This is a genomic window from Kribbella sp. NPDC026611 (assembly GCF_040638345.1).
Classification (GTDB): Bacteria; Actinomycetota; Actinomycetes; order Propionibacteriales; family Kribbellaceae; genus Kribbella.
The window spans coordinates 568,519-594,433 of record NZ_JBEZYC010000001.1 but is presented as its reverse complement, the minus strand read 5'-3'; the positions used below and the strand labels follow the sequence as shown (position 1 = coordinate 594,433).

The window sequence follows — 25,915 nt, the reverse complement described above, 5'->3', positions numbered from 1 at the left end:
GACTTGACCTCAACCACCGTTGAGGTCGAAGGGTGGGGTCATGACTACCGTTCTTGTCACTGGTGCCACCGGCCGCGTCGGCCGCCACGTCGTTGCGGGTCTCCGCGCTGCGGGCGTGACCGTGCGCGCCCTTGTCCGTACGCCGGACCTCGCCGGCTTCCCGCCTGACGTCGCGCTCGTGCAGGGCGATATCCACGACCCGGAGGCGGTACGGCGTGCCGCGGCGGACGTGGACGCGGCGTTCTTGCTCTGGCCGGGGTTCAGCTCGGCTGGGGCCGCCGAGATCGTGGCTGAGCTGCCTCGGCGCGTCGTATACCTCTCGTCCTTGAGCGCGCCGTCCGGCGGGGTGTGGGGCGAGATCGAGGAGGTACTGCGGGGCGCGGGGAAGGATGCGACGTTCGTACGGCCGGGTGGGTTCGCCGTCAACGCGCAGGAGTGGGCGGATCAGTTCCGAACCGGTGACGTCGTACGGGTGCCGTCGCCGGAGGCTGCTCGTTCGCTGATCCACGAGCGTGACATCGCGGCCGTCGCCGTACTCGCGCTCCTCGACGACCGGCACATTGGCGCGACCTACGAGATCACCGGGCCCGAGGCACTCACGCAGGCCGAGCAGATCCAGACCATCGCCCGGGCAATCGGCAAAGACATCCACGTCGAGGCCCTGTCCGACGACGCCGCCCGCCAGGCCATGCTCGACCGGGGCGCCGACCCCGCGCTGGCCGAGAGCGCCGTCACCTACTGGGCTTCCCTCGTCAACAACCCCGAGCCAGTCACAACAACCGTCGCGAAGCTAACCGGCCGCCCACCCCTAACCTTCGCCGAATGGTCCGCCGAGCATGCCGACGAGTTCCGCACGTTACCCACCACCGAGGTCGCCCAGCAATAACCCCCGCCGCCTCGACGCCACGTCTTCTACTACGCGCCAGTAAGGTCCTGAGATCATCAGTTGGACGCCAGGAGGTGCGCGGTGAGCGACGTGCTTGTCAGCGACGTACCCGACGAGGTGCTTGCGGTGATTGACCGCCTAGCCGCCGGCGAGGGGTTGACGAGAGGCGAGTACCTGCGCCGCTGGCTCATTGAGGAAGCCCAGGGCTCAGCTGGTTGAGTTAGAGGGGGAGTTGGAGCCAGCCGCCTACGTCGTGGCGGCCGGCTTTGAGGGCGGCGGTGCGGGCGCCTTGGTTGGTGGCGTGGATGGTGCCGATGAGGACTCTGGTGGGGTCGGGGAGGGACTGGGCCAGGAGGGTGCTCAGGTGGGGGCCGTAGCCGTGGCCTCGGTACTCGTCGGCGAGGAGCATCTCGCGGACGACGTATGCGGGGAGGCCGAGGGCGTCGTCGGGTTTGATGATGGCGGCGGCGTAGCCGGCCCATTCGCCGTTGACGGTGATTTCGAAGAGGAAGCCGTCGTCGGCTGACTCCTGCAGATCCTCGAGGTCTTGGAGGGTGGCTTCCTCGGGGTGGTGCGGGTGGGCGGCGTCGACCGCGTCGTACGCGCGTTGGGCTGCTGCGAAGTGGTCGACGGTTTTGGCGGGGCGGAGTTCCAGGCCTGGGGGTACGGCGTGGGGCTGGAGCTCGCTGATCGGGGCGGCGAGGAAGCGGCGGTCGGGCTGGGTGCCTTCGACGGATTCCGCTGCGGACCAGAGGCGGAGGTAGCGGGGGTTGTGGATGCCGTAGTACTCGCGGGCCGCGTCGGCGAGCGGTTGCAGATCCGGGGGCTCAGGTGAGCGGGTCATCGGGGTGGCGTCGACGAAGGGTTTGGCAAGGTTGAGGTTCTCGAAGCGCATGCTGAACATGACTTCGAGGTCGTTGCCGACGGCAACCCATCGGTTGAGCATGGACTCGGCCGGCTTGCCCGGGGCGAGCCGGCCGGCGCGCTGAGCGGCGATCGCGAGGTCCTCGGCGAGCAGGATGTCCAGCGCCGCATGCTCCTCAGCCAGAATCGCAAGCCGCCGCCCGTCATCCACCCAGGTACGAGTCAACGGATGCTGCCGCTCAAGCGTGTACCGCGCCAACTCTTCCGCCGAAGGAATCACAAACCCTCCCCCTCCGGACCCGGGTCAGCCGAAGGCGCCGGGTCGTTTGCCTGGCCCGGGTCAGCCGGCGGCGCCGAGGTGGGGGTGGTGGCGTCGGATGGCGGGGCGTCGGCTGGTGGGGCTTGGCGGCGGGTACGGCGTTCGCCGCCGGCTGCTCGGCGGGGGCGGGTGGGGGTGGTGGCGGCTTGGGCGGGGGACAGGGGGTCGGGGGTGGGGGAGCCGGGTGGGCGGGGGCCCCAGGTTTCGGGGTCGGGGACGCCGGGGGGGAGGGTTCGGCGGCGGCTGGGGGCGCCGGCGTGGTCGGATTCGCCGGGTTCTTTGGCGCCGGGCCAGGGCTTGGCGACCCGGGAGGCGAGGATGAATTCCTTGCGGAGCGGGTTGCCTTCGAAGCCGTCGGGGAGGAGCAGGGGGATCAGGTTGGGGTGACCCTCGAAGGTGATGCCGAACATCTCGAAGGTCTCGCGTTCGTGCCAGTTCGCCCCGGCGTACAGCTCGCTCAACGAACCGAGCACCGACTGCGCCCGGGGCACCAGCGTCCGCACGAGCAAGTGCTCGACATGCGCCCCACCCCAGAAGTCCGCGAGGTGCGACACCACCCGAAAGCCGTCCGTCAACTCGTCCGACGCGCTCAAGAAGTCGAAGAACGTCAACCCGACGGCATCCCGCAGTACCTCGTGCGCCGCGACCCAGGACTCAGCAGGTACGTCGACAGCCGTCGGCCCGAAGCTGTCCGCGGCCGTGGCCGCGATCCCGGCGCTGGTCAGCGCCTCGAGTGCGTCCGAGCTCAAGGCTGCACCAGCCCGCGCGTCAGCGCCTCCGCGGACGGCTCGTCGTACCGGCTCGCGACGTTCTCACCGGCGATCTTCTCCTGCAGCTTCAGGATCCCCTGCAGCAACGCCTCCGGCCGCGGCGGGCACCCGGGCACGTACACATCGACGGGGATGATCTGGTCGACGCCCTTGGTCACGCAGTACGAGTCCCAGTACGGGCCGCCCGAGTTCGAGCAGGAGCCGAACGAGATCACGTACTTCGGCTCCGGCATCTGGTCGTACAGCCGCTTGATCGCCGGCGCCATCTTGTCCGTGACGGTCCCCGACACCACCATCAGATCGGCCTGCCGCGGACCGGGCGCGAACGGGATCACCCCGAGCCGGATGAAGTCGTGCCGCCCCATCGACGCCGCGATGAACTCGATCGCGCAGCACGCGAGACCGAAGTTGAACACCCAGAGCGAGTACTTCCGCCCCCAGTTCAGCAGGTACCGGACCGGCTCCGGCGCAAGCCGCGCCAACGCCCCCACCGCCGGCCGCACCGTCGGCATCCCCAGCTCGATCTCGGCCATATGGTCAGCCTAGACCGACAATCTCCTCGGCGAGGACCTCCGGGTACTCGAGCGGCGCGTAATGCCCGACGCCGTCCACCAGCCGTAGCCGGACGTCGCTGAAGAAGTCGTCGAGCCGGTCCGACCACGCCCGCGGGAACAGCGGGTCGAACTCCGGCCAGAGCACCACGGTCGGTACTGCGATCCGGTCGTACGACGGGGGTGCCGTCTCGTGCGCCGACACCGCGACCGACCCGGCCCCCGCCCGGTACCAGTTGAGCGACGCCGTGAACGCACCCGGCGCCGAGTAGACCTCCACCAGATGATCCAGCTCCGGCACGAACTCCGGCCCGGACCAGTGCGTCCAGAAGTGCATCAGGTACGCGCGGACCGCGTCCGGCTTCCCGTCGATCAGCTCCTCGATCACCGGCAGCCGGTGGAACGCCTGGTACCAGAACTCGGCCTGCGCGTGCTCAGAGAAGACCCGCTTGCCGATCCCCGGCAGCGGCGGCGCGATCACCAGCCCTTCCATGAGCTCCGGCCTAGTGCGGGCGATGGCCTGCGCGACCCGACTGCCAACGTCGTAGCCCACGAGCACGGGTCGATCGAGACCGAGCTCCTCGATCAGTGCGACTACGCTGCGCGCCTGCGCGTCCCCGCCGTACTGCGAAGGGTCCGCCGACACCCGGTCCGACTCGCCGAACCCGCGCAGGTCTGGCACGACCACCTCGCACCCGCGCTCCACCAGCAGCGGCGCGAGTAAGCGGTAGTCCGTGCGGTCCCCGGGCCATCCGTGGAGCAGCACGACAGCAGGCCCTTCGCCGTCGCGGTCGTACGCCAGCCGGAACCCGTCTACTGCCTCGCTGAGCGACATGGATTCATTGTTGACCACCGATCCGGTCAGGCTTACCGTGATTGAACAGGACTGAACAGGTCCATTCAGGGGTGGGAGCTCCGATGACGGAACAGCTCGACCAGCAGCAGACCCGCGCGCTCGCAGTGGAGACCAACGGGCTGAACGTGATCGCCGACGCGGATCGGAAGGGCCGGCCGAGCCAGCTGTTCTGGCCGTGGTTCGGAGCGAACGTGTCCGTGCTCGGGCTGAGCTACGGCGCGTTCGCACTTGGTTTCGGGATTTCGTTCGGTCAGGCGCTGATCGCCGGGGTCATCGGCGTCGTGTTCTCGTTCTTCCTCTGCGGACTGATCGCGCTGGCCGGCAAGCGCGGTTCGGCGCCGACGATGGTGCTTAGCCGGGCCGCGTTCGGGGTCCGGGGCAACAAACTGCCGTCGCTGGTGTCGTGGTTGCTGACGGTCGGCTGGGAGACCGTGCTGACGATTCTCGCGACCCTCGCCACCGCGACCGTGTTCGAGCGGCTCGGCTGGGGCGGCGGCACGATCACCAAGGTGGTCGCGCTGATCGTTGTCGGCGCATTGACGGTCGCTTGCGGCGTACTCGGTTTCGATCTGATCATGCGAGCACAAACGATCATCACGATCGTCACCGGCGTACTGACTGTGGTCTACATGATCCTGGTCGCGGACCAGATCCACTGGAGCACGGTGTCCGCGCTGCCGAACGGATCGACCCAGGCGGTGATCGGTGCGCTGGTGTTCCTGATGACCGGCTTCGGGCTCGGCTGGGTGAACGCGGCCGCGGACTACTCGCGCTACCTGCCGCGGCGCTCCTCGAGCCGAGGCGTGGTCGGCTGGACGACGTTCGGCGGGTCGGTGGCTCCCGTCGTCCTGCTGATCTTCGGTCTGCTGCTCGCCGGCTCCTCCGAGGACCTCTCGAAGGCCATCGGTGCGGACCCGATCGGCGCGCTCGCCGAGGCACTGCCGACGTGGTTCCTGGTGCCGTTCGTGATCGTCGCAGTACTCGGCCTGGTGGGCGGCGCCGTGCTGGACATCTACTCGTCCGGTCTGGCCCTCCTGTCGCTCGGTCTGCCGGTACCGCGTTACGTTGCCGCGTTCATCGATGGTGTGGTCATGATTGGCGGCACCATCTATGTGGTCTTCTACGGCGGCGAGTTCCTGGGCCAGTTCCAGGGCTTCCTGATCACGCTGGGCGTGCCGATCGCGGCCTGGTGCGGGATCATGCTGGCCGACATCGCCAGCCGTCACCGCGACTACGCAGAGGGTGATCTCTACAAACCGCAAGGCCGGTACGGCGATGTGAACTGGTTGCCGGTGGCGACGATGCTCGTTGCCACGGGCATCGGCTGGGGCCTGGTCACGAACACGTTCGCGTCCTGGCTGACCTGGCAGGGCTACCTGCTCGGTCCGTTCGGCCTCGGCGGGAAGGCCGGCGCCTGGGCGTTCGCGAACCTCGGCGTCCTCGCGGCGCTCGTGCTCGGCTTCGTCGTCCAGCTGTTCGCCGGCGCGCCCGCAGTACGGAAGCAGGAGGCCTGATGGTCCTGGCGCTCATCGACCTGCAGAACATCTTCGCCGACCCGTCGTCGGGCTGGGCGACGCCGGACTTCGCCCGGGTCATCGAGCCGACCCGTGAGCTGATCGCTCGCTTCTCCCCCGACGTCGTCTTCACGCGGTTCGTCGCGCCGGAGAAACCGACCGGTGCCTGGGTGCCGTACTACGACACATTCCCCTTCGCTCTGCAGCCCCCGGAGGCCGACGACTACCAGTTGGTGGACGAGTTCAAGGGCGCGCCGACCCTCGACAAGACGACGTTCGGGGCCTGGGGCCCCGATCTCGCCCGAACGGTCGAGCGGGACGGACGGCTGGTGCTCGGCGGGGTGACGACGGACTGCTGCGTGATCAGTACGGCGCTCGCCGCCGTCGACGCCGGAGTACAGGTGCAGGTGGTCGAGGAGGCATGCGCCGGGTCGACCGCCGAGAACCATCGCAAGGCGCTCGACGTGATGGCGTTGTACGCGCCGATGCTGGAGATCGTGAGCGTGGAGCAGCTGCGGTGATGCGCCGGACGTCACTGAAGCACGAGCGGGTCGCGCGAGTCCTGGCCAAGGAGATCAAGTCAGGCGTCGTCCGGCACGGCGCGCAGCTGCCCGGTGAGGTCGAGCTGGCGAAGCGGTTCTCGGTCAGCCGCAACACGGTCCGCGCGGCCCTCGCCGTACTGGCCGAGGAAGACCTGATCGCCACCCACACCGGCAAGGGCTCGTTCGTCCTGTTCGACGGCCGGCCGCTGGACGGGCGCCTGGGATGGACGCACGCCCTGTCCGAGCAAGGCGTAGATACCCGGCTCCGAACCATCCGCATCGAGCGCACCGAGGACCCGGACCTGGCGTCCGAACTCCACCTCGACTCACCCGGCTTCGTGGTGATCGAACGCGTTCGAGTGCTCACGAACGGTACGGCGATCTCGCTCGAACGCAGCCGGGTCCCGGCCACCGACGTACTCCGCGATCTGCCCGAACGCGGCCTCGACAACGCCTCGATCAGCGTCACCCTCAACCGAGCCGGCCTCTACCTCGACCACTGCGAGCAACGCCTCCGCGCCCGGCCGCTGAGCCCGGACGAGGCCGCGCTGCTGGATCGCCCGACCGGCACCTGGTTCCTGCACACCACCCGGACCAGCTGGACCGCCACCGACACCTTCGCCGAGCACGCCGACGAGCTCTTGGACCCGAATCACTACGAACTGAGCCTCTCCTACCGCACCTAAGGGTTTCGTTGCCCTCGGCATAGGGAGGAGTCCCGATGTGCGGGACCGCCTCAGACGCGCACTGTCTACTCATCGACAGCAAGCTTCTGGAGGCGATCATGTTCTTCTACTCGGCCGACTCGCTTCGGGCGGAGACGCGGTACCGGCAGGAGCGGATCCGGCGCGACTTCCAGCGTCCCTTGTGGTTCCTGCGGCGCCCGCAGCCACAGCCGCCGCAGCCTTGCGCTCCCGAGCTCCGGGCCCGGCCCGCGATGTGAGCGCCCGACCACCACCCCCACCCCCCAGCGGCCGGCTCTTCGGAGCCGGCCGCTCCGCGTGTAGGGCTCTTCGGAGCCGGCCGCTCCGTCGTGCAGGGCTCTTCGGAGCCGGCCGCTCCGTCGGGTAGGGGGGTCCTAGGGACCGTCTGAGGCCCCTAGGACCCAGGGATAGGGAGGACTTCCGATGTGCGGGCCTACCTCAGACGCGCAGATTAGGGGTGTCGGCAGGGAGCCGGCACCACCAGAAAGAGGAACGCGAATGTTCACGAACGACACGGTCAAGGCTGAGGTGGCGTACCGCAGGGAGCGTCTCAGCCGGGACTTCCGGCACCAGCGGGCGAACCGCGGCCGCCGGACCATCAGCAACCTGTTCAGCCGGAAAGCCTGAAGGGAGGGATGAACATGTTGAGCACTCCACTGGTTACCCAGGACTCCATCAAGGCCGAGACGGCGTACCGGCTCGAGCGGGCCAAGCGGGACTACCGCCCCTGGAGCCGCCGGCCGCGTAAGGAGCGGACGGCGCGCCGCACCCTTCGATACACCAAAGCCGCATGACCGCGCAGACCGCCGTCCCTGATCAGCTCTCAGCGATCAGGGACGGCGTTTCCACCTCCGGGGAGGCTCACCGGACGGGATGCCGTCGATTTGTGTCGGCGCCAGGGGAGAAGATGGACGACGTGCCCTGGAACTCGACACCTCTCGTCGGCCGCTCGTCCGAGCTGGCCGCCCTGCTGAGCGCCGTTGACGACGCCCGGACGCGGCGCGCCGGCGCCGTGCTGCTGTCCGGCGACGCCGGCGTCGGCAAGACCCGACTGCTGGACGAGGTGGCGACCGGTGCGCACGAGCGCGGCTTCGGCGTGCTCGTCGGGCACTGCACCGACTTCGGCGACGCCGGTCTGCCGTACCAGCCGTTCTCCGAGATCTTCGGCCGCCTGGCCGGCGACCGGCCCGACCTGGTCGACAGCGTGCTGACGAACTTCCCGGCGATCGGCCGTCTGCTCCCCGCGCACCGGCTGCTCAGCGCCCAGCCCGCGCCGCAGGAGGGCCAGCTCGACCGCGCCGCGCTGTTCGACGCGGTGCTCGGCGCGTTCACCGCGCTGTCCACCAGCGAGCCGCTGCTGGTGATCATCGAGGACGCCCACTGGGCCGACGACTCGACCCGGGACCTGATCGGTTTCCTCATCACCCGGCTGACGTCCCAGCGCCTGGCCCTGGTCGTCTCGTACCGCAGCGACGACCTGCACCGCCGCCACCCGCTCCGCCGTCCGATCGCCGAGTGGTCGCGGCACCCGCGCGTCCGCCGGGTCAACCTGCTCCCCCTCGACCCCAACGAGTCCCGCACCCTGCTCAACTCGCTGACCAGCCATCCGCTCCCCGAGACCGAGGTACGGCGGATCCTCGACCGCGCCGGCGGCAACGCGTTCTTCACCGAGGAGCTCGTCGCCGCGGCGTCCATGGGTGACGGCGAGGCCGTACCGCCCGATCTCGCCGATCTGCTGCTGGTCCGGCTTGACCCGCTGTCCGACGACGCCCGTCAGGTCGCGCGGGTGATCGCGGTCGCGGGCCGGCGCGTGCCGCACACGCTGCTTACCGCGGTGGCCGGCCTCCCGGACCGCGAGCTCGACGAGGCCCTGCGCGAGCTGATCGACGCGCACATCATCGACGTACCGGCCAACGACCGGTACTACTTCCGCCACGCCCTCCTTGCCGAGGCCGTGTACGACGACCTCCTGCCCGGCGAGCGGGTCCGGCTGCATTCGGCGTACGTGAAGGCCCTTGGCGACCAGACCGTCGCAGGTACGGCGGCCGAGCTCGCAGGGCACGCAACGCGGTCGCACAACCTGCCGGTGGCGTTTGAGGCCCGCGTGCGGGCCGGCGAGGAGGCCATCTCGGTCGCGGCGCCGCAGGAGGCGCTGAAGCACTACGAGCTGGCCCTGGAGCTGTACCCGAACCGCGCAGCCGACAGCCCGATCGACAAGACCTGGCTGATCGTCCAGACGGCAACGGCGGCGACGCTGTCGTCCCAGCACCTCCGCGCGGTCAAGATCCTCCGCAAGGCGCTGGCCGATCTGCCGCCGGACGCGCCGAAGCTCGAACGCGCCCAGCTGCTGCTGCCGCTGGCCGACATCGCGTTGGTGATCGACATGGACCACGAGTCCAGCGAGGCGATCTCCCAGGCGCTGAAGCTGGTGCACGACGAGCCGTCCAGCGTGTTCAAGGCCCAGGTCGCCTCGCTGTACGCACGCGTCGCGGACGCGCTCGGTCGCCCGATGGAGGCCGAGCGCTGGGCGCACCGGGCGCTCGAGATCGCCCGTGACGCCGGTCAGGAGTCGGCGGCCAACGACGCCGGGATCACCCTCGCCCAGCTGCGTCGCCGCGCGGGTGACCCGGAGACCGCCGCGAAGCAGCTGGAGGAGGCCGCAGTACGGTCGCAGCTCACCGGCGATCCGGCTGCCGAGGTGCGAAGCCGGTTCCTGCTCGGGTCGACCCACTACGAACAGGGCGACCTGCTGAACGCGAAGACCGCGCTGTCGTTCGCGGCCAAGCGGGCGGGCGAGCTCGGCCGGCAGTGGGCCGTGTACGGGTTCGACGCGCGCCGGATGCTGGCGCTGACCCAGTTCATGCTCGGCGAGTGGGACGACGCGACGGAGACCGCGCGGACGGACTCCTCCACGCCGGCCGCGGCGGCAGCGGCCCTGCGGGCGGTGGAGTTCTCGGTCCGCGGTGGCCGGGGTGACACCGCGGTGGCCGAGGAGTTCGAGATGTCCCGCAAGTGGTGGGACCTCGACGTGATGGTGGCGATCATCGGGCTGCAGCCCGCCGTGGAGGCGTACCGCGCGCTGGACCGCCCGGCCGAGGCCGAGCAGCTCATTCAGGACGTCAGCGCGCTGTGCACGGACCTGTTCCAGACCGAGTGGCACCTGGCCCGGATCCGGTTCTCGGCACTCGGTCTCCAACTGCTGTGCCACCGGGCGGTCGGCGAGCCGTCAGCCGCCGAGAGCCTGGTTGCCCGCGGCGCCGAGCTGGTCTCGATCGGGCAGACGACTGCGGAGAAGGGCCTGCCGCCGGGCCGGTTGATGGGCGTCGAGGGGCTCGCCTGGCTGGCGCGCCTGGAGTCGGAGTGGGAGCGGCTGCGCTGGCTGGCCGGGATCGACGCGCCGACGCCGGAGGAGCACGTGGCCGCGTGGGAGCGGACGGCGGACGCCTTCGGCTACGGATACACCATCGAGCAGGCGTGGTCGCGGGTCCGGCTGTCGGACGCGCTGCGCGCCGCCGGCCGGGTTGCCGAGGCCAACGAACAGGCCGCACTGGCGGCGGAGGTCGCCCGCGAGCTGCGCGCGCAACCGCTGCTCGACGAGGTCGGCGGCGTGGAAACGCACGGCGCCGGCGCGCTCACGTCTCGGGAGACCGAGGTACTGCGATTGCTCGCCGAGGGACGCACGAACCGGCAGCTGGCGCGCGAGCTGTACATCAGCGAGAAGACGGTCAGCGTGCACGTCTCGAACATCCTGGCCAAGCTCGGGGTCCGGTCGCGGACCGAGGCCGCGGCGGTCGCTCGGCGCGACGGGTTGCTGGACGGCAAATGAGAACCGCTCACGTTCGGCGCTGTGCGGGCCACCGAACGTGAGCGGGTTTGGGCGGAAATCACCCAGGTGTGGGGACCTGGGTGGCCCTGGAGTTGCTATCCGTGCCTGCGGCGGCGGTCTGGTTCGTCGGGCCGGGCGTGGCGCGCCCGGGCCTTGGCCAGCTCGTCACCGGTAGGCCGTGCGGGTCGATCGAGGTGGGTGATGTCATCGAAAACCGTGCGCGCGTGCCGCATTCGCAGTACGGCGAGCAGCACCAGGCCCGCCGCCACGAGGGCGATCAGTACCCACAGTTGCCAAGACATAGCCTCACCACCAGGTAAACACCCCGTTTCCCCGCGTAATCACCATAGCCCTGAACTCAGCGGTTGGCGACCGCTTGTACGCATTCCGTTATTCCGTACGCTTAAACTCACGTTTGTTGCTCCCCGCAATCACAATCGGTGACCGCGGCAACCAGTTCTCCGGCCACGCTCAGTCGCCGCGCTGCCCCCCGGTCGGGCCTCTCAGGACGAGAGGACGCGGACCAGGTTCTCGCCGAGGACCTTGCGGATGGTTGCCTCCGGTAGACCGCGGCCCTGTAGGGCCTCGGTGACCAGGGGCATGCCGGCCGGTCCTTCGAGGCCGGGGACGAACACCTCGGCGTCGAGGCCCTGGATGATCAGCGGGCGGTCGCAGGCGGGGATCTTCTCCGTGAACACCTCGGCGACGAAGTCGCTGCCCAGTCCGACGTGGTCCTCGCCGGCGACCGCCAGGATGTGCTCGATGTGGTCGGCGAGGTGGTCGACCGACGGCTTCTCCTCGGTGAGGAAGCCGGCGAAGAAGTTCACGCAGATCACGCCGCCGGTCGCGGCGATCCCACGGAGCTGGTCGTCGGTCAGGTTGCGGTGGTGCTCGCGGAGCGCGAAGGCGCTGGAGTGCGAGGCGACGACCGGTTTGGTGGCGAGCTCGAGGATGTGCTCGGTGCTGGCCCGGCCGACGTGCGAGACATCGATCAGTACGCCGAGCTCCTCGAGCAGACCGACGGCCTCGATGCCGGCGTGGGTGAGCCGGCCGCCGGTGTGGTCCTCGCCGGAGCCGTCCCCGAGCGCGCTGCGGCCGAAGTGGGTGAACGAGACCATCCGGACGCCGAGCCGGTGCAGCGTCTGCAGGAGCTCGAGGTCCTTGTCGATCTGCGGGCAGCCTTCGAGCGCGAGGACCAGGGCGATCCGGTCGCCGGCGGTCGCCAGGTCGGCCGGGGTCGTGCAGAGGACGACCTGGTCCGGGTTCGCCTCGGCGATGCGGTGCGCGGCCTCGATCATCCGGAGGGTCTCGCGGAGCGCACCCTCGGGGAGGAACTCGGCATCGAGGAACACCGGCAGGACCTGGACGTCGATGCCGCCGTCGCGCAGCTGCGGGATCCAGCGGTCGCGGAAGTAGTCACCCCAGACGGCCTTCGGGCGGCGGGCGACCAGCATCAGCAGGTCGTTGTGCGCGTCGGCGACGAGCGCGTCGCGGTGCAGATCGGTCATCGAACCCCCAAGCGTCGGCTCCACCCTATGCTCGGGACGGTGCAGGTACTTTCCGCCGACGACGTCCGCCGTCTGGTCCCGATGCGGGCGGCGATCGACGCCGTCCGGGACGCGTTCCGCGAGCTCGCCGCGGGGAACTTCGTGCTGCCGCCGCGGCAGATCTTCGGCGACGGCGCGGTGCTCGTGATGTCGGCGTACCACACGCCGACCGGGACCGCGGTGGTGAAGAAGATCGGCATCGACCTCGACACGGTACCGGCGATCCGCGCCACCGTGATCTGGACCGGTGGCGGGGACCAGCTCGTCGCCGACGGTACGTCGATCACCACGCTCCGGACCGGCGCGGTCGTTGGCGTCGCGACCGATCTCCTGGCGCCCGCCGACGCGTCCCGGCTGACCCTCGTCGGCACCGGCGCGCAGGCTCCCGACCAGGTCCGCGCGGTCCTCGCCGTCCGGCCGATCGCCGACGTCACCATCGTCGGCCGCTCGGCGGACCGGGCCACCGCGCTCGCTCGGCAACTGTCCGCCGAGTTCCCTGAGGTCAGGTTCACCCCGAGCAGCACCCTCGGCGACCCGCACATCGTCTGCTGCGCCACGTCGACCACCACACCGCTCTTCGACGCCGACGAGCTCCCCAGCCAGGTCCACGTCAACGCGATCGGCGCCTTCCGCCCCAGCATGCGAGAACTCCCCCGCAACCTCTTCATCGGGTCAACCGTCGTGGTCGACCAGCGCGAGGCAGCCCTGGAGGAGTCGGGCGAAGTCATCGACGCCATCGACTCGGGCACCCTGCGCGTCGAAGACCTGATCGAGCTCGGCCCCGCCCTCTCCGAGCCGCCGGTCCGGACGGGCCGCACGGTGTTCAAGTCCGTCGGCATCGGTCCACAGGACTGGGCGATCGCCGCCGCGCTCGCGCGCGCTCAGGTCCAGCGCAGTACGCCCTTGCGGTAGGCGTACAGCAAGCCCACCGCCACGAACGCCAGGAAGACGAACATCTCGATCAACGTGGCGACGCCCAACGTGGCGAAGATCGTCGCCCACGGGAAGAGGTAGATCGCGTCCACGGCGAAGATCACGTAGAGGTAGGCGAACAGGTAGTACCGGATGTGGACCTGCGCCCAGCCCTCGCCGACCGGGTCGACGCCGGACTCGTAGGTCTTGAGCTTGCCCTCGGTCGGGTACGTGATCGTGAGCGCCTTGTTGACCGCGAAGGCCCCCAGCAGCCCGACCAGGCCGAGCGCGACCACCGCGGCGATGACCCCATAGCTGTCGGACACGGTCAGCAGTTTAGTTCGTGCACAGCATGATGGAGTCGACCGCGACGTACGGCCCGTAGTGCGATGAGATGTCGGCGACCTGCAGGCGGAGCCGGGTGACGCCGAGGATCTTGTAGTTGAGCCAGGTCTCGGTCTCCTGCTTCATCCGGATCGACGTCATCGCCGTCGTCCGGTTGTGCAGCGAGACCCGGACCGTGCCGTCGGTCAGGTTGCCCAGCCAGTTCCGCACGTAACTGCATCCGGTCGAGTCCACGTCGCCCCAGACGTACCCGGCCTGGTCCGCCATCACGTCCGCCTCCGCGCGCCGCGGCCCCTCGCTCGGCGGGATCACGGTGAACGTCGGCCGGTGCATCCCACCGACCCCCAGCAGTCCTTTCTTGAACATCCCGCGCCAGACGTAGTGCTTGAAGCTGATCACCGGCGAGAGCGCGGCCGGGTACGGCGCCTGGGCCGCGACCGCGATCCGGTACGCCCGGATCGATCCGGGCTGGACCGTGGTGATCGTCACGCCGGCGCCGGACGAGTACCCGTGCGCGACCTCCTGCCAGCGCTTGAGCGACGGGATCCACTGGTGCAGCGGGATCCGCGTGCCGGCCTTCGGCGCCGGCGAGAGCGTGCCGACCACGGTGATCACGCCCTTGGTCGCGTCCGTGGTGCGGATGCTGTAGATCTTCGCCGCCCGCGCCACCGCCGCGGGCGTCACGGTGGGAACCGTGTCCGTCGGCGCGGCGCTCGCCGTACTTCCGAAACCCAGGGGAGCAAGGACGAGGGTGAGCAGTCCGACCAGCAACCGACGCATACCAGAACTCCCTGAACGACCCCGCGGGTCACGGCTTGATGACGACACCCTGCCCGGAACGGCTCCGGATCGCAAGCGAGCCACTGCGTACGGTAATGCACCCCGCCGGCGGCCCCCAGCACACTCAGCGGGTCCGGTAACACTGCGTCCCAGGCTGTGGACCACCGGGGCTTCCGCATGTTTCCGTACTAAGGGCGAACTAATATTGGGGTTATCGCCCTGACGGGGGGATCGACGCGTCGCACACACCGTGGCGGGCCGACCCAAGCTTGGACTTGGAGATGAACAGAACAGTGACCATCGAGGTCAAGCAGCTCGACCGCGTGGTGATCCGCTTCGCCGGCGACTCCGGCGACGGGATGCAGCTCACGGGGGACAGGTTCACCGCGGAAACGGCATCGTTCGGCAACGATCTGTCGACCCTGCCCAACTTCCCCGCCGAGATCCGGGCACCAGCCGGAACCCTGCCGGGAGTCTCCTCCTTCCAGCTCCACTTCGCCGACCACGACATCCTCACGCCGGGTGATGCGCCCGATGTGCTGATCGCGATGAACCCGGCGGCGCTCAAGGCGAACCTGAAGGACGTCCCGCGCGGCGCGACGGTGATCGTCGACACCGCGGACTTCACCGCCCGGAACCTGAAGCGGATCGGGTACGACGAGAACCCGCTGGAGACCGGCGAGCTGGACGCATACCACCTGATCCCGCTCAACCTGACCGGCATGACGGTCGAGTCGGTGAAGGAGTTCGGGCTGTCCCGCAAGGACGCGTCCCGGGCGAAGAACATGTACGCGCTCGGCCTGGTGTCCTGGCTGTTCCAGCGGCCGGTCGAGTCGACGATCACGTTCCTGGAGACCAAGTTCGCGTCGAAGCCCGACATCCGGGACGCGAACATCGCGGCCTTCCGGGCCGGCTACAACTTCGGCGAGACCGCCGAGGAGTTCTCCGTCCGGTACGAGGTGAAGCCGGCGCAGATGGCCAGCGGGACCTACCGGAACATCTCCGGCAACCTCGCGCTGGCGTACGGCCTGGTGGCGGGCGCCCAGCGGGCCGGCCTGCCGCTGGTCCTCGGTGCGTACCCGATCACTCCGGCCTCCGACGTGCTGCACGAGCTGTCCAAGCTCAAGCGGTTCAACGTCACCACGATCCAGGCCGAGGACGAGATCGCCGGGATCGGCGCCGCCCTGGGCGCGTCGTTCGGTGGCGCGCTCGGCGTGACCACGTCGTCCGGGCCGGGGATCAGCCTGAAGTCCGAGACGATCGGTCTCGGCGTGATGCTCGAGCTGCCGCTGGTCGTCTGCGACATCCAGCGCGCCGGGCCCTCGACCGGGATGCCGACCAAGACCGAGCAGGCCGACCTGCTGCAGGTGATGTTCGGCCGCAACGGCGAGGCGCCACTGCCGGTGCTCGCCGCCCGGTCGCCAGCTGACTGCTTCGCGATCGCGGTCGAGGCGGCCCGGATCGCGATCACCTACCGCACGCCGGTGATCGTGCTGTCCGACGGCTACCTGGCGAACGGCTCGGAGCCCTGGCAGATCCCGGTGGTCGACGAGCTGCCGACGATCGAGCCGAACTTCACCCTCGAGCCGAACGGGACCGATGACAAGGGCGCCCCGAAGTACCTCCCCTACCTGCGCGACCCCGAGACCCTGGCCCGCGCCTGGGCGATCCCCGGTACCGCGGGCCTGGACCACCGGATCGGTGGCCTGGAGAAGGAGGACAAGACCGGGAACATCTCCTACGACCCGGCCAACCACGACCTGATGATCCGCACCCGGCAGGCCAAGGTGGACGGCGTCGACGTCCCGCCGATCGAGGTCGACGACCCCGACGGTACGGCGAAGGTGCTGGTGCTCGGGTGGGGTTCGACGTACGGCCCGATCGGGGCCGCTGTCCGCCGGGTCCGCAGGGTCGGCGGCAAGATCGCGCAGGCCCACCTGCGGCACCTGAACCCGTTCCCGTCCAACCTCGGTGACCTGCTGAAGTCGTACGACAAGGTCCTGGTCCCGGAGATGAACCTCGGCCAGCTGGCGATGCTGCTGCGGGCGAAGTTCCTGGTCGACGTGGTCTCGTACGCGCAGGTCCGCGGGATGCCGCTCGGCGCGGCCGAGCTGGCCGAGGTGATCGGCAACCTGGTCGAGGAGACCGAGGGCATCGACGACGACGCCCGCCACCTCGGCGAGGCGGCCGCGGCCCTGAAGCACGGTGAGGCGCTGATCGACTCGAACGGTCAGCTGACGACGGATCTCCACCAGACTGGAGGAGCACGATGAGCACGGTCGAGCTCGGTATGCCGAGCCTGCCGAACGGTCTGAGCGGCGTACCGCTGGCGACCGACCCGCAGAACCGCAAGGAGTACGTGTCGGACCAGGAGGTCCGCTGGTGCCCGGGATGCGGTGACTACGCCGTACTCGCGGCCTTCCAGGGGTTCCTGCCCGAGCTCGGGATCAAGCGCGAGAACATCGCGATGGTGTCCGGCATCGGCTGCTCGTCGCGGTTCCCGTACTACCTGTCGACGTACGGCATGCACTCGATCCACGGGCGCGCGCCGGCGATCGCGACCGGGCTGGCGACGGCCCGGCCGGACCTGAGCGTGTGGGTGGTGACCGGTGACGGCGACGCGCTGTCGATCGGCGGCAACCACCTGATCCATACGCTCCGGCGCAACGTGAACCTGAAGATCCTGCTGTTCAACAACCGGATCTACGGGTTGACCAAGGGCCAGTACTCGCCGACCTCGGAGCCGGGCAAGGTGACGAAGTCGACGCCGATGGGGTCGGTGGACAACCCGTTCAACCCGGTCTCGCTGGCGCTCGGTGCGGAGGCGACGTTCGTGGCGCGGACGGTCGACTCGGACCGCAAGCACCTGACCTCGGTACTGCGGGCCGCCGCCGAGCACCGCGGTACGGCGTTCGTGGAGATCTACCAGAACTGCCCGATCTTCAACGACAACGCGTTCGAGGCGTTCAAGGCCCCGGAGACCCGGGACGACGCGATCATCCCGCTCGTCCACGGCGAACCGATCCGCTTCGGCACCGACGGCCGGCTCGGCGTCGTCCGGGACGGGTTCGCCTCGCTCGCGGTCCGCGAGATCGCGTCGCTGCCCGGGGGCGAGGCCGACCTGGTCGTCCACGACGCGCACACCGAGGACCCGGCGTACGCGTTCGCCCTGTCCCGCCTGACGGATGCGGGCGTGCTGCACCGGGCCCCGGTCGGCATCTTCCGCTCGGTCGAGCGCCCGGCGTACGACGACCTGGTCCGCCAGCAGATCACCACAGCCCAGGAGTCCCAGGGCACCGGCGACCTCCAGGCACTCCTCACCGGCGCTGACACGTGGACGATCAACTGACGAGGAACTCCCGGACGGCTTGCTGAAAGCCGTCCGGATCCTCCACCCACGGGTAGTGCCCGACACCGTTGAGCACTACCCGTTCCGCGTCCGGGAGTGCGGCCAGCAAGCTGTCGGTGACAGACGGCGGTCGCAGATCCTCCGCGCCGTGCACGAGGAGCGTCGGTACGGCGACCCGCGCGCACGCCCCGGCCCGATCCGGCAACGCGCTCAACTCCGTCAGTAAGGCCTCCGCACACACCGGGTTGGGCTCGAACCAAGGCGTGTTCAGCTTCCGCGCCTGATCCACGGCGATCGCTCGATCAGCAATGTTCGCGGAGATCCGGGCGATCCACGGATCGGCTTCCGACGTACTCACGAGGCGCTCGGCAACCCGCGAGCGGTAGTCGGCCGGCGGACCGTCGAGCCCGCCCGACGACACCAGCACCAATCGGGACAGGGCCTCCGGATGTGCTTGGGCAAACTGCAGTGCGAGCGAGGATCCCCAGGAATGCCCGATCACGATGCATGGTTCGGCGCCACAGACTGCGGCGAGATCGGCGACGAAGCGGGCCAGCGTGTACGGGCCGCGACGCTCCGACCGGCCACAGCCTCGTTGGTCCCACCTGTGCAGTGTGAAGCCGGGGAGCGACAGGTCGTGGAACACGTCCCACCACCCCGGACCACCATGCACGAGGACGACAGCTGGGCCGTTGCCGGTGACTTTGGTCCACAGGCGACAGCCGTCGTCCATCATCATTCGCCCGTAACCTCCAGGACGTCGAGCAGGGTCTGACCCGCGGTGCGATCCAGGTGGCGAGCGGTCAGGCCGGCTGCTTGTGCTCCTTCGATGTCTACGGCGAGGTTGTCGCCGATCATCAGTGCGTCGCCGGGATCGACTCCCAGCTCCGCGCAGATGACGCGGAACGCTTTCGGATCGGGTTTGCTGACCCCGAGCGACTCGGTCGTGCACACCACGTCGACGTATTCCGCCAGCCCGATCGCCTTGAGCTTCGCGTTCTGCTGAACCGTGCTTCCGTTGGTCAGTACACCCACCGGCCCGTTGCCGCGGGCAACTTCCAGCGCGGGCCGGGCATCCGGGTACGCCGACCATGCCGCCCGGTAGTGCTTCAGGTACCCCGCGAACAGCTCGTCCTGCTCCGCCTCTGTCGGCGGCACCGGAAACCCGATCACCGGCAAGAAGTCGTGCAACCGCCCCCGCCGCTGCCCCTGATGCGTCAACTCCCCCGCCAAGAACCGCCCGTACTGCCGGTCCTCGACCACGAACCACTCAGCCAGCAACTCCTCCGTCGGCGCCACCCCAAGCTCCGAAAGCCACCCCCGCACCGCCTGCACAGCGGACCCAGTGTGATCGAACAGCGTGTTATCCAGATCAAAGATGATCGCCTTCATCCGCGGGTGACCGAGTCGCGGTTCAGTTCTCGGTGGTTGGCGTGGCCGGTGAGGGCGAGGGTCAGGTCCAGTTCGGCCAGGAAGCAGCGGAGGACGTGTTCTACGCCGGACTGGCCGGCGAGGGCCAGGCCGTACAGCAGGGGTCTGCCCAAGAGGACCGCTTTCGCGCCCAGGGCGAGGGCTTTGGCGGCGTCGGAGCCGGTGCGGATGCCGGAGTCGAACAGGACGGTCAGTTGCTCGCCGACGGCGTCGGAGATCGCGGGGAGGGCGTCCAGGGACGCGATCGCGCCGTCCACCTGCCGACCGCCGTGGTTGGAGACGACGATGCCGTCGACACCGTGCTCGGCGGCGAGTTTCGCGTCCTCGACGGCGGTGATGCCCTTGAGGACGATCGGGCCGGTCCAGTTGTCGCGGAGGAAGGACAGGTCGTCCCAGGAGAGGCCGACGTTCGGGAAGATCTGCGCCCAGCGCATCACCGCGGCACCGGGGTCGTCCGCGATCGGCTTGGCCAGCTGCGCCTGGAAGGCCGGGTCGCTGAAGTAGTTCGCCAGCCCCTCCCCCTTGAGGAACGGGAGGAACCCACGGTCCAGGTCGGCTGGGCGCCAGCCGATCGTCCCCGTGTCGAGCGTGACCACGAGGACGGCGTACCCCGCGGCCTTGGCGCGCTGCAGGAAGCTGAGGCAGACCTCCCGGTCGGTCGGGTAGTACAGCTGGAACCACTTCGCGCCGGCAGTCTCGATCTGCTCGATCGTGTGGCTGGCCTGGGTCGAGTGCGTGTACGTCAGGCCGAGCGTCCCGGCGGCGCGGGCGGTCGCCAGCTCGCCGTCGGGATGCGCCAGGGTCTGTACGCCGATGGGCGCGACCAGCACAGGTGCGGGCATCGGCGTACCGAGGATGGTGCAGGAGAGGTCACGTTCGGTGCTGCCGCGGAGCATCCGCGGCACCAGGCGCCAGCGGTCGAACGCCGCCTGGTTCGCCCGCGCCGTCGCTCCCCCGCCCGCGCTCGGCGCGATGTACCCCATCGCTTCCACCGGCAGTTTCGCGGCCGCCTGGGACTCCAGCCGGGCCAGGTCGGTCGTGATCTCCGGCCTCGTCCCCTGCAGCATGCCCTGCAGGTAGATCTGCAACTGGTGGTCCCCAAAGTTGGCCATGCCGGATCGTTTCACGCCGACCACCCGACCTCAACCACACCGCACCCGCCAGCGCGAGCAGGCAGCACAGCCACGCGAACCAGTCACCCCAGGCGGTGTAGAGCGTGTGGATCCGGCCCGGGTGCAGCTCACCTTGGAGTACTGCGGGTGCGTCGGCCGGGGCCTCGGCCTCGCCGATGATCCGGCCGTTGCCGTCGGTCAGGGTGAGCCGGCCCTTGCTGCCGTCGCGCGCCATCGGGACGCCGTTCTCGATCCCGCGAAGGATGGCCATCCGGCTGTGCAACCACCCGTCGTCCTCGAAGTCGAGCGCGGGGACGAGGAGAAGACTAGTGTCGAGCTTGCCGTACTGCCGGGCGAGCGCCGGGAAGTCCAGGTCCTTGCAGATCTCCAGACCCCAGGTCCGGTAGGTCGCCAACTGGTCGCCGGGCGTGTACGGCTCGAGCCCCGGGATCAGGTGCTGCTTGTCGTACGACGTGGGCGCGCTGCCGTCGGGGTGGAAGATCAGGGCGCGGTTGTGGTCCCCGTCGCCGAGCACGGTCATCCCCACGACCAACTCAACTTTGTTGCTGATGGCAATGGTTTGGAACTGCTGGGATAGCTGCGGGAGTGCGGTCGTCTGCACGTCGATCATCTTCTCGGGCAACAGAACAACCTGCGCCCCCGCCTTCGCCGCGCTGGCAATCATCGGCTCGTACCGCTTGAGGATTCCTGGGCCGCCAGCCGAAGGCCATCCGGCGTCGTCGGCGCCTTCGGCGGACAGCACTGCGATTCGTAGTGCGTCGTTCCCGCCGGACTGCTGGAGGTGCAGGACGCCGTACAGGCAGACGCCCGCGGCAACGATCCCCACCATCAACCAGCGCCGAGCAGCCACGCCGGCCGCCATGAACAACAGCAGGAAGCTCAGCCCCCAAGGGCCGGTAAGCGACACGATCTGGTTCACGGGACGAACGCCGGCCTGCGTGTAAGCAAAACTCGTGAACGTCCCGTGCGGCGAAACTGTCGCCACCAGGTAGTCCAGCGCCGCCCACAAAGCCGGCGCCGCCACAGCCGCAACCACCGGATGCCCGCGCACAACCAATCCACGGAAGAACAAGGCGGTGACCATGAACAAGCCCGCCATCAACAGCAGAAAGGACAGCGCAACAGCAGGCAACTCGAGATCACCGAGCAGGTAGAGCGCCAGGTTGCTGAGCCCCAAAAACCAACCCACAAACGCAGTCAGAGCAGCAGCCCCGGCCCGCAGGCGACTCACCACAAGCAGCACCGGCAACGGCGCCCACCACGTCAACGCAGGCAAGGTCGACAGACCCGACCCGAAGTACAACAGGGCACCGGTGGCGACAGCAGCTACTGATCCCACGACCCACGCACGCGCGCCGGTGAACGAACTAGATGCGGATTTCATTGATGATCCTTTCGCCCAGGCGTTGGCAGAGGGCGCGGAAGTCGGGGGCGGGCATGGAGATGCGGGCGCCGTCGTGGAGTTGGAGGAGGCCGTGGAGGAGGGCGGCGAAGAGCAGCGCCGTTTCCCACAGGTCGAGGTCGGGGTCGAACAGGCCCTGGGTGATGCCGAGGGTGATTGCGTCGGCGACCAGGTTCAACGTTGGTGACTTGCGGGCCTGGAAGTCGGCGGGGAAGGTGCGGGCCTGGTCGCGGCGGTCCATGAACAGGTAGGAGTACAAACGCGGCTGCGCGAGCGCGAAGTCCACGTGGTCGATCAGCATTTCGCGGAGTTGCTCGTCGGCGGCAGCAGGGCGGGTGGCCGATTCCCAGCGGCGTACCAGCTCGACGAACGCCGCATCGGCGACCGCATGCAGCAGCGCCTCGCGGTCCGGGAAGTACTGGTAGATCGCCATCGGGGTGATCCCGACCGCGGCCGCCACCTTCCGCATCGACACTCCCTCGGCGCCGTCCGTCGTCAGCAGATACGTCGCAGCCGCGGTGATCCGGTCCTTCGTCGTCACTTCTCGCATGACACCCAGTCAAACGCAGATTGCCTATACGCTGTATAGGGAATAACCCCGAGTCATCCATGACATCCGTCAGCGCCGGATCGGGACGGATCGCATCCGCCCTCCGCGCCGCCGGCCGGGACAGTGATGACCATGACGAACCCGACCCTGACGACGCCCACTCAGCGGCGTGGAGTGAAGCGCGGCCTGCCCGCCCTCGGCCTGTTCTTCCTGTCTCCGCTGGTGGCGGAGTTCCTGCTCGGGAACATCCCGATCTCGGCGCTCTTCGCGCTGCTCACCCTGGCTCCGCTGTACGGCGGTGGCGCGGTCCTGATCCGCGAAGTCGTCCGGCGCCGCGGCTGGGGCTACCCGACCGTGCTCGTCTTCGCCCTCGCGTACGGCGTGATCGAGGAAGGCATCACCACCCAGTCCCTGTTCAACCCGAACTACGCCGGTCTCCGCCTCCTCGACCCCGGGCATATCGGTGCACTCGGCATGGGCGCGCCGTGGACCGTCCTCGTCCTCGGCCTGCACACGGTGTGGAGCATCACGGTCCCGATCGTGCTGATGGAGTCGCTGTCCCGCCGCCCGCGCGAACCCTGGCTCGGCAACGTCGGCCTCGGCGTGTACGGCGCCCTCTTCCTCGCCGGCGTGGTCGCAACCACCGCCTTCGGCTACACGAAAGACGCCTTCCGCGCCTCCACCGGGCAGGACCTCGGCACCGGCATCGCGATCGTCGCCCTCGTTGCCCTCGGCACCTGGATCGGCCAACGTACGAAGCACCGGACTGCCGTGCCCTCGGCATCCTCCGTGCCCTCCGCGTGGATCGTCGGCGCGGCCGGTCTGGTCCTCAGCTCCGCCTGGATGCTCGTCAACGACAACCTCCACAACCCCTGGCTCGAAGCGCTCCTGATGCTGGCCCTCGAAGTACTCGCGGCGTTCGTCCTCGTCACCTGGTCCCGCCGTCCCGCGTGGACCCGCATGCACGCGCTGGCCGCAGCCGGCGGCGCCCTCCTCACCTACGCCTGGCACGCCTTCCCCGAATCGCCGGTCTTCCCGGCCCCGCACGCCGTCGACCTGATCGGCAACGGCGTCTTCGCCCTCCTCGCCGTCGCCCTGCTGATCTCTGCGACAATCAGGTGTGACAAGTTCGGTGACTCCTGACACAACCGCCTCGCACGCCGGCCCGGCGCTGTTCGCCCTGGCGACCGGTGGTTTCGCGATCGGAACCACCGAGTTCGTCACGATGGGCCTGCTACCGCAGATCGCCGACGGCGTGCACATCTCGATCCCGACCGCCGGTCACGTCATCTCGGCGTACGCGCTGGGGGTCGTGGTTGGCGCTCCGGTGATCGCGGCCCTGGGCGCGCGGACCGGCCGGAAGCGGCTGCTGCTCGGTCTGATGGCGGTGTTCGTGGTCGGCAACGTACTGTCGGCCGTTGCCTCGAGCTACGAGTTCCTGATGGCCGCGCGGTTCCTGTCCGGCGTACCGCACGGCGCGTTCTTCGGGATCGGCGCGGTGGTCGGCTCCTCGCTCGTACCGGCCGATCGGCGGGCGCGGGCGGTGTCGATGACGATGGTCGGGCTGCCGGTCGCGAACATCATCGGCGTACCGGTCACCACCCTGCTCGGTCAGCGGCTCGGATGGCAGGTGCCGTTCCTGGCGGTCGGTGTGCTTGGGCTGCTGACGCTGGTCGCGGTCTGGTTCTGGGTGCCGCCGCAGCCGGTCGGCAGCGACGTGAACGTCCGCAGCGAACTGAGCGCGCTGGCTCGTCCGCAGGTGTGGATGGCGTTGCTCGTCGGCATGGTCGGCTTCGGCGGCATGTTCGCGACGTACTCGTACATCACCCCGACGATGACGGAGCTCGCCGGCTTCTCCGAGTCCGCGGTGACGCTCGTGCTGGCGGCGTACGGCGTCGGCATGACCTGCGGGACCGTGCTCGGTGGACGGCTCGCGGACCGCTCGCTGATGGGCAGCGTGTACGGCGGACTCGTCGCGGTCGCTGTCGTTCTGGGTACGTTCGGCTGGCTCGCGCAGACGCGGCCGGGCGCCTTGATCGCGGTGTTCGCGCTGGGCTGCTCGGCGAGCATCCTCGTCCCCGCGCTGCAGACCCGCCTGATGGACGTGGCGCACGAGGGCCAGTCGCTGGCCGCCTCCCTCAACCACTCCACGCTGAACATCGCGAACGCACTCGGCGCCTGGCTCGGCGGCGTCGTCCTGGCCGCCGGCTACGGCTACGAATGGCCGAGCCGGCTCGGCGCCGGGCTGGCCGTGGCCGGGCTGGTGCTGGCGCTGATCTCGGGCCTGATGGAACGTCGAGGGTCGACTCAGGTGCTTGCCTGAGGGTTTCGTTCCCACCGACTTGGTTAGATCAAGGTATGGCGACCTTGACGTTGAGTGCCGCCGACGTCGTCCGGCGGCAGGGTCTGCGGCGGATGCGATCGGTGGCGTTGGCGCTGCTGGCGCTCGCGGCGGTTGTATACGTATTCAGCCTCCATCACGAGGGTGGTTGGGCGTACCTGAACGCGGCGGCCGAGGCGGCGATGGTGGGTGCGCTGGCGGACTGGTTCGCCGTCACGGCGCTGTTCCGGCACCCGCTCGGGCTGCCGATCCCGCACACGGCGATCGTTCCGACCCGCAAGGACAGCCTGGCCGAGAGCCTGGAGCAGTTCGTCACCGAGAACTTCCTCTCCGAGGAGGTCGTCGCGGAGAAGATGCGGACCGCCGAGGTGAGCCGCCGCGCGGGTGAGTGGCTGGCCGCCGGGACGCACGCCGAGCGGATCGTGGCGGAGGGCGCGCGCACGATCGGTGCGGCCCTGCCGAAGCTCGGCGACGAGGATGTGGCCGCCTTCGTACGCGGGTCGTTGCTGCCGCGGTTTGTGAAGGAGCCGTTGAGTCCGATCGCCGGACACTTCGTCCAGTCGGTGGTGGAGGACGGCGCGCACCACGCGTTGTTCGACCTGCTGGTGGCCGAGGCCTACGACTGGCTGGCCGTCAATCGCGACCTACTGGCCGACGTCGTCGGTCCGCGGGCGCCGCGCTGGTCGCCGCAGTGGGTGGACCGGCTCGTGATCGACCGGATCCACCGCGAGGCGCTGGCGTGGCTGGCCGACGTACGCGACAACCAGTCGCACGCGGCGCGACGAGCCGTCGATCGGCTGCTGGGTCAGCTGGCCGACGACCTGCAGCACGACCCCGACACGATGGCCCGGTTCGAGGCGTGGAAGGCGCGGATGCTGACCCACCCCGACATGGGCAACAGCCTCACCGCCGTCTGGGACGCGATGCGGACGGCGCTCATCGAGGCGATCAACGACCCCGACAGCACGCTCCGCGCCCGCGGCGTACGCGCCATCCAGGACCTGGGCAAACGACTCCAGGACGACGAGTCGCTGCGCACCAGGGTCGACACCCGGGCCGCCGAGGCCGTCGGGTACGTCGTCCGCACGTACGGCCGGGAAATCGTCTCGGTCATCTCCGACACCATCGAACGCTGGGACGGCCGCGAGGCCGCCGCCCGCATCGAACTGCACGTCGGCCGCGACCTCCAGTTCATCCGCATCAACGGCACCGTCGTCGGCGCCCTCGTAGGCCTGCTCATCCACACCATCAGCCAACTGCTCTAGACCCCACACTCCACGTCCGGGCCGGCGG

The 25,915-nt window shown here is 69.3% G+C and carries 28 protein-coding genes; 15 read left to right on the top strand and 13 right to left on the bottom strand.

The window, feature by feature from the left end; genetic code table 11:
• The first annotated feature begins 40 nt into the window (after positions 1-40).
• Positions 41-886, top strand: coding sequence for an NmrA family NAD(P)-binding protein (locus AB0E69_RS02930; protein ID WP_360138557.1), 846 nt, complete (start codon positions 41-43; stop codon positions 884-886).
• An 81-nt stretch (positions 887-967) separates the two neighbouring features.
• Positions 968-1,105, top strand: a complete 138-nt coding sequence (locus AB0E69_RS02925) for a ribbon-helix-helix protein, CopG family (protein WP_360138554.1) — start codon at positions 968-970, stop codon at positions 1,103-1,105.
• A 1-nt stretch (position 1,106) separates the two neighbouring features.
• Here the strand turns inward: AB0E69_RS02925 and AB0E69_RS02920 are convergent, their stop codons facing one another.
• From AB0E69_RS02920 to AB0E69_RS02905, 4 genes are read right to left on the bottom strand one after another with little or no spacing between them, the layout of a single operon-like run.
• Positions 1,107-2,030, bottom strand: a complete 924-nt coding sequence (locus AB0E69_RS02920) for a GNAT family N-acetyltransferase (protein WP_360138551.1) — start codon at positions 2,028-2,030, stop codon at positions 1,107-1,109.
• Positions 2,027-2,818, bottom strand: coding sequence for an NADH-quinone oxidoreductase subunit C (locus AB0E69_RS02915; protein WP_360138548.1), 792 nt, complete (start codon positions 2,816-2,818; stop codon positions 2,027-2,029). Before AB0E69_RS02915 ends, AB0E69_RS02920 begins: the two co-directional genes overlap by 4 nt.
• Positions 2,815-3,372, bottom strand: coding sequence for an NADH-quinone oxidoreductase subunit B family protein (locus AB0E69_RS02910; RefSeq protein WP_360138545.1), 558 nt, complete (start codon positions 3,370-3,372; stop codon positions 2,815-2,817). Before AB0E69_RS02910 ends, AB0E69_RS02915 begins: the two co-directional genes overlap by 4 nt.
• A 4-nt stretch (positions 3,373-3,376) precedes the next feature.
• Positions 3,377-4,225, bottom strand: a complete 849-nt coding sequence (locus tag AB0E69_RS02905) for an alpha/beta hydrolase (protein ID WP_360138542.1) — start codon at positions 4,223-4,225, stop codon at positions 3,377-3,379.
• Positions 4,226-4,308: 83 nt separating this feature from the next.
• On the opposite strand from AB0E69_RS02905, the gene AB0E69_RS02900 reads away from it, so the two are divergent.
• The 7 genes from AB0E69_RS02900 (at position 4,309) to AB0E69_RS02870 (ending at position 10,832) form a co-directional block, all read left to right on the top strand.
• Positions 4,309-5,760, top strand: coding sequence for a cytosine permease (locus AB0E69_RS02900; RefSeq protein WP_360138539.1), 1,452 nt, complete (start codon positions 4,309-4,311; stop codon positions 5,758-5,760).
• Positions 5,760-6,281: a cysteine hydrolase gene (locus AB0E69_RS02895; protein ID WP_360138536.1), complete on the top strand. Its 522-nt coding sequence runs from the start codon at positions 5,760-5,762 to the stop codon at positions 6,279-6,281. Before AB0E69_RS02900 ends, AB0E69_RS02895 begins: the two co-directional genes overlap by 1 nt.
• Positions 6,281-6,988: a GntR family transcriptional regulator gene (locus AB0E69_RS02890; RefSeq protein WP_360138533.1), complete on the top strand. Its 708-nt coding sequence runs from the start codon at positions 6,281-6,283 to the stop codon at positions 6,986-6,988. The genes AB0E69_RS02895 and AB0E69_RS02890 overlap by 1 nt, the downstream gene beginning before the upstream one ends.
• Before the next feature lie 35 nt (positions 6,989-7,023).
• Positions 7,024-7,245, top strand: a complete 222-nt coding sequence (locus AB0E69_RS02885) for a hypothetical protein (RefSeq protein WP_360138530.1) — start codon at positions 7,024-7,026, stop codon at positions 7,243-7,245.
• Positions 7,246-7,504: 259 nt separating this feature from the next.
• Entirely contained in the window at positions 7,505-7,633 is a 129-nt protein-coding gene (locus AB0E69_RS02880) for a hypothetical protein (protein WP_360138527.1), read from the top strand.
• Between the two features lie 14 nt (positions 7,634-7,647).
• Positions 7,648-7,800, top strand: coding sequence for a hypothetical protein (locus tag AB0E69_RS02875; protein ID WP_360138524.1), 153 nt, complete (start codon positions 7,648-7,650; stop codon positions 7,798-7,800).
• 113 nt (positions 7,801-7,913) lie between these two features.
• Entirely contained in the window at positions 7,914-10,832 is a 2,919-nt protein-coding gene (locus tag AB0E69_RS02870) for an AAA family ATPase (RefSeq protein ID WP_360138521.1), read from the top strand.
• Between the two features lie 95 nt (positions 10,833-10,927).
• Here AB0E69_RS02870 and AB0E69_RS02865 read toward each other — a convergent pair whose 3' ends face one another.
• Together AB0E69_RS02865 and AB0E69_RS02860 are read right to left on the bottom strand one after the other, a co-directional pair.
• Positions 10,928-11,134, bottom strand: coding sequence for a hypothetical protein (locus tag AB0E69_RS02865; RefSeq protein WP_360138518.1), 207 nt, complete (start codon positions 11,132-11,134; stop codon positions 10,928-10,930).
• Between the two features lie 201 nt (positions 11,135-11,335).
• On the bottom strand, positions 11,336-12,340 hold the full coding sequence (locus tag AB0E69_RS02860; RefSeq protein WP_360138515.1) for a dipeptidase: 1,005 nt from the start codon (positions 12,338-12,340) through the stop codon (positions 11,336-11,338).
• A 39-nt stretch (positions 12,341-12,379) separates the two neighbouring features.
• On the opposite strand from AB0E69_RS02860, the gene AB0E69_RS02855 reads away from it, so the two are divergent.
• Positions 12,380-13,291 carry an ornithine cyclodeaminase family protein gene (locus tag AB0E69_RS02855; RefSeq protein WP_360138512.1) on the top strand — a complete coding sequence of 304 codons (912 nt, stop codon included), beginning with the start codon at positions 12,380-12,382 and terminating at the stop codon, positions 13,289-13,291.
• Here AB0E69_RS02855 and AB0E69_RS02850 read toward each other — a convergent pair.
• Together AB0E69_RS02850 and AB0E69_RS02845 are read right to left on the bottom strand one after the other, a co-directional pair.
• A complete protein-coding gene (locus tag AB0E69_RS02850) occupies positions 13,261-13,617 on the bottom strand; it encodes an NADH-quinone oxidoreductase subunit A (RefSeq protein ID WP_360138509.1) in 357 nt (118 codons plus the stop codon). The two genes, AB0E69_RS02855 and AB0E69_RS02850, sit on opposite strands and share 31 nt — an antisense overlap.
• A gap of 10 nt (positions 13,618-13,627) precedes the next feature.
• The gene (locus AB0E69_RS02845; RefSeq protein ID WP_360138506.1) at positions 13,628-14,416 is read right to left on the bottom strand and encodes a hypothetical protein; all 789 of its coding nucleotides are present in this window, start codon (positions 14,414-14,416) and stop codon (positions 13,628-13,630) included.
• Between the two features lie 281 nt (positions 14,417-14,697).
• Between AB0E69_RS02845 and AB0E69_RS02840 the strand changes: the two genes are divergently transcribed.
• Together AB0E69_RS02840 and AB0E69_RS02835 are read left to right on the top strand one after the other, a co-directional pair.
• On the top strand, positions 14,698-16,689 hold the full coding sequence (locus AB0E69_RS02840; RefSeq protein ID WP_360138504.1) for a 2-oxoacid:acceptor oxidoreductase subunit alpha: 1,992 nt from the start codon (positions 14,698-14,700) through the stop codon (positions 16,687-16,689).
• Entirely contained in the window at positions 16,686-17,765 is a 1,080-nt protein-coding gene (locus tag AB0E69_RS02835; RefSeq protein ID WP_360138501.1) for a 2-oxoacid:ferredoxin oxidoreductase subunit beta, read from the top strand. The genes AB0E69_RS02840 and AB0E69_RS02835 overlap by 4 nt, the downstream gene beginning before the upstream one ends.
• On the opposite strand, the gene AB0E69_RS02830 is transcribed toward AB0E69_RS02835, so the two are convergent.
• From AB0E69_RS02830 to AB0E69_RS02810, 5 genes are read right to left on the bottom strand one after another with little or no spacing between them, the layout of a single operon-like run.
• Positions 17,758-18,504, bottom strand: a complete 747-nt coding sequence (locus AB0E69_RS02830) for an alpha/beta hydrolase (RefSeq protein ID WP_360138498.1) — start codon at positions 18,502-18,504, stop codon at positions 17,758-17,760. The two genes, AB0E69_RS02835 and AB0E69_RS02830, sit on opposite strands and share 8 nt — an antisense overlap.
• On the bottom strand, positions 18,501-19,157 hold the full coding sequence (locus AB0E69_RS02825) for an HAD family hydrolase (protein ID WP_360138495.1): 657 nt from the start codon (positions 19,155-19,157) through the stop codon (positions 18,501-18,503). The genes AB0E69_RS02830 and AB0E69_RS02825 overlap by 4 nt, the downstream gene beginning before the upstream one ends.
• The gene (locus AB0E69_RS02820; RefSeq protein ID WP_360138493.1) at positions 19,154-20,179 is read right to left on the bottom strand and encodes an alpha-hydroxy-acid oxidizing protein; all 1,026 of its coding nucleotides are present in this window, start codon (positions 20,177-20,179) and stop codon (positions 19,154-19,156) included. Before AB0E69_RS02820 ends, AB0E69_RS02825 begins: the two co-directional genes overlap by 4 nt.
• Positions 20,067-21,713 (bottom strand): nitrilase-related carbon-nitrogen hydrolase, encoded by a 1,647-nt coding sequence (locus AB0E69_RS02815; RefSeq protein WP_360138490.1) that lies wholly within the window; start codon positions 21,711-21,713, stop codon positions 20,067-20,069. The genes AB0E69_RS02820 and AB0E69_RS02815 overlap by 113 nt, the downstream gene beginning before the upstream one ends.
• Positions 21,697-22,281, bottom strand: a complete 585-nt coding sequence (locus tag AB0E69_RS02810; protein ID WP_360138487.1) for a TetR/AcrR family transcriptional regulator — start codon at positions 22,279-22,281, stop codon at positions 21,697-21,699. The genes AB0E69_RS02815 and AB0E69_RS02810 overlap by 17 nt, the downstream gene beginning before the upstream one ends.
• A gap of 132 nt (positions 22,282-22,413) precedes the next feature.
• On the opposite strand from AB0E69_RS02810, the gene AB0E69_RS02805 reads away from it, so the two are divergent.
• Genes AB0E69_RS02805 through AB0E69_RS02795 form a run of 3 tightly spaced genes read left to right on the top strand, consistent with a single transcriptional unit; the run spans position 22,414 to position 25,887 of the window.
• On the top strand, positions 22,414-23,424 hold the full coding sequence (locus AB0E69_RS02805; protein WP_360138484.1) for a hypothetical protein: 1,011 nt from the start codon (positions 22,414-22,416) through the stop codon (positions 23,422-23,424).
• Positions 23,414-24,604 (top strand): MFS transporter, encoded by a 1,191-nt coding sequence (locus AB0E69_RS02800; RefSeq protein ID WP_360138481.1) that lies wholly within the window; start codon positions 23,414-23,416, stop codon positions 24,602-24,604. The genes AB0E69_RS02805 and AB0E69_RS02800 overlap by 11 nt, the downstream gene beginning before the upstream one ends.
• Positions 24,605-24,639: 35 nt before the next feature.
• Complete coding sequence (locus AB0E69_RS02795) at positions 24,640-25,887, top strand: DUF445 domain-containing protein (protein WP_360138479.1); 1,248 nt, start codon at positions 24,640-24,642, stop codon at positions 25,885-25,887.
• Positions 25,888-25,915: the final 28 nt, after the last annotated feature.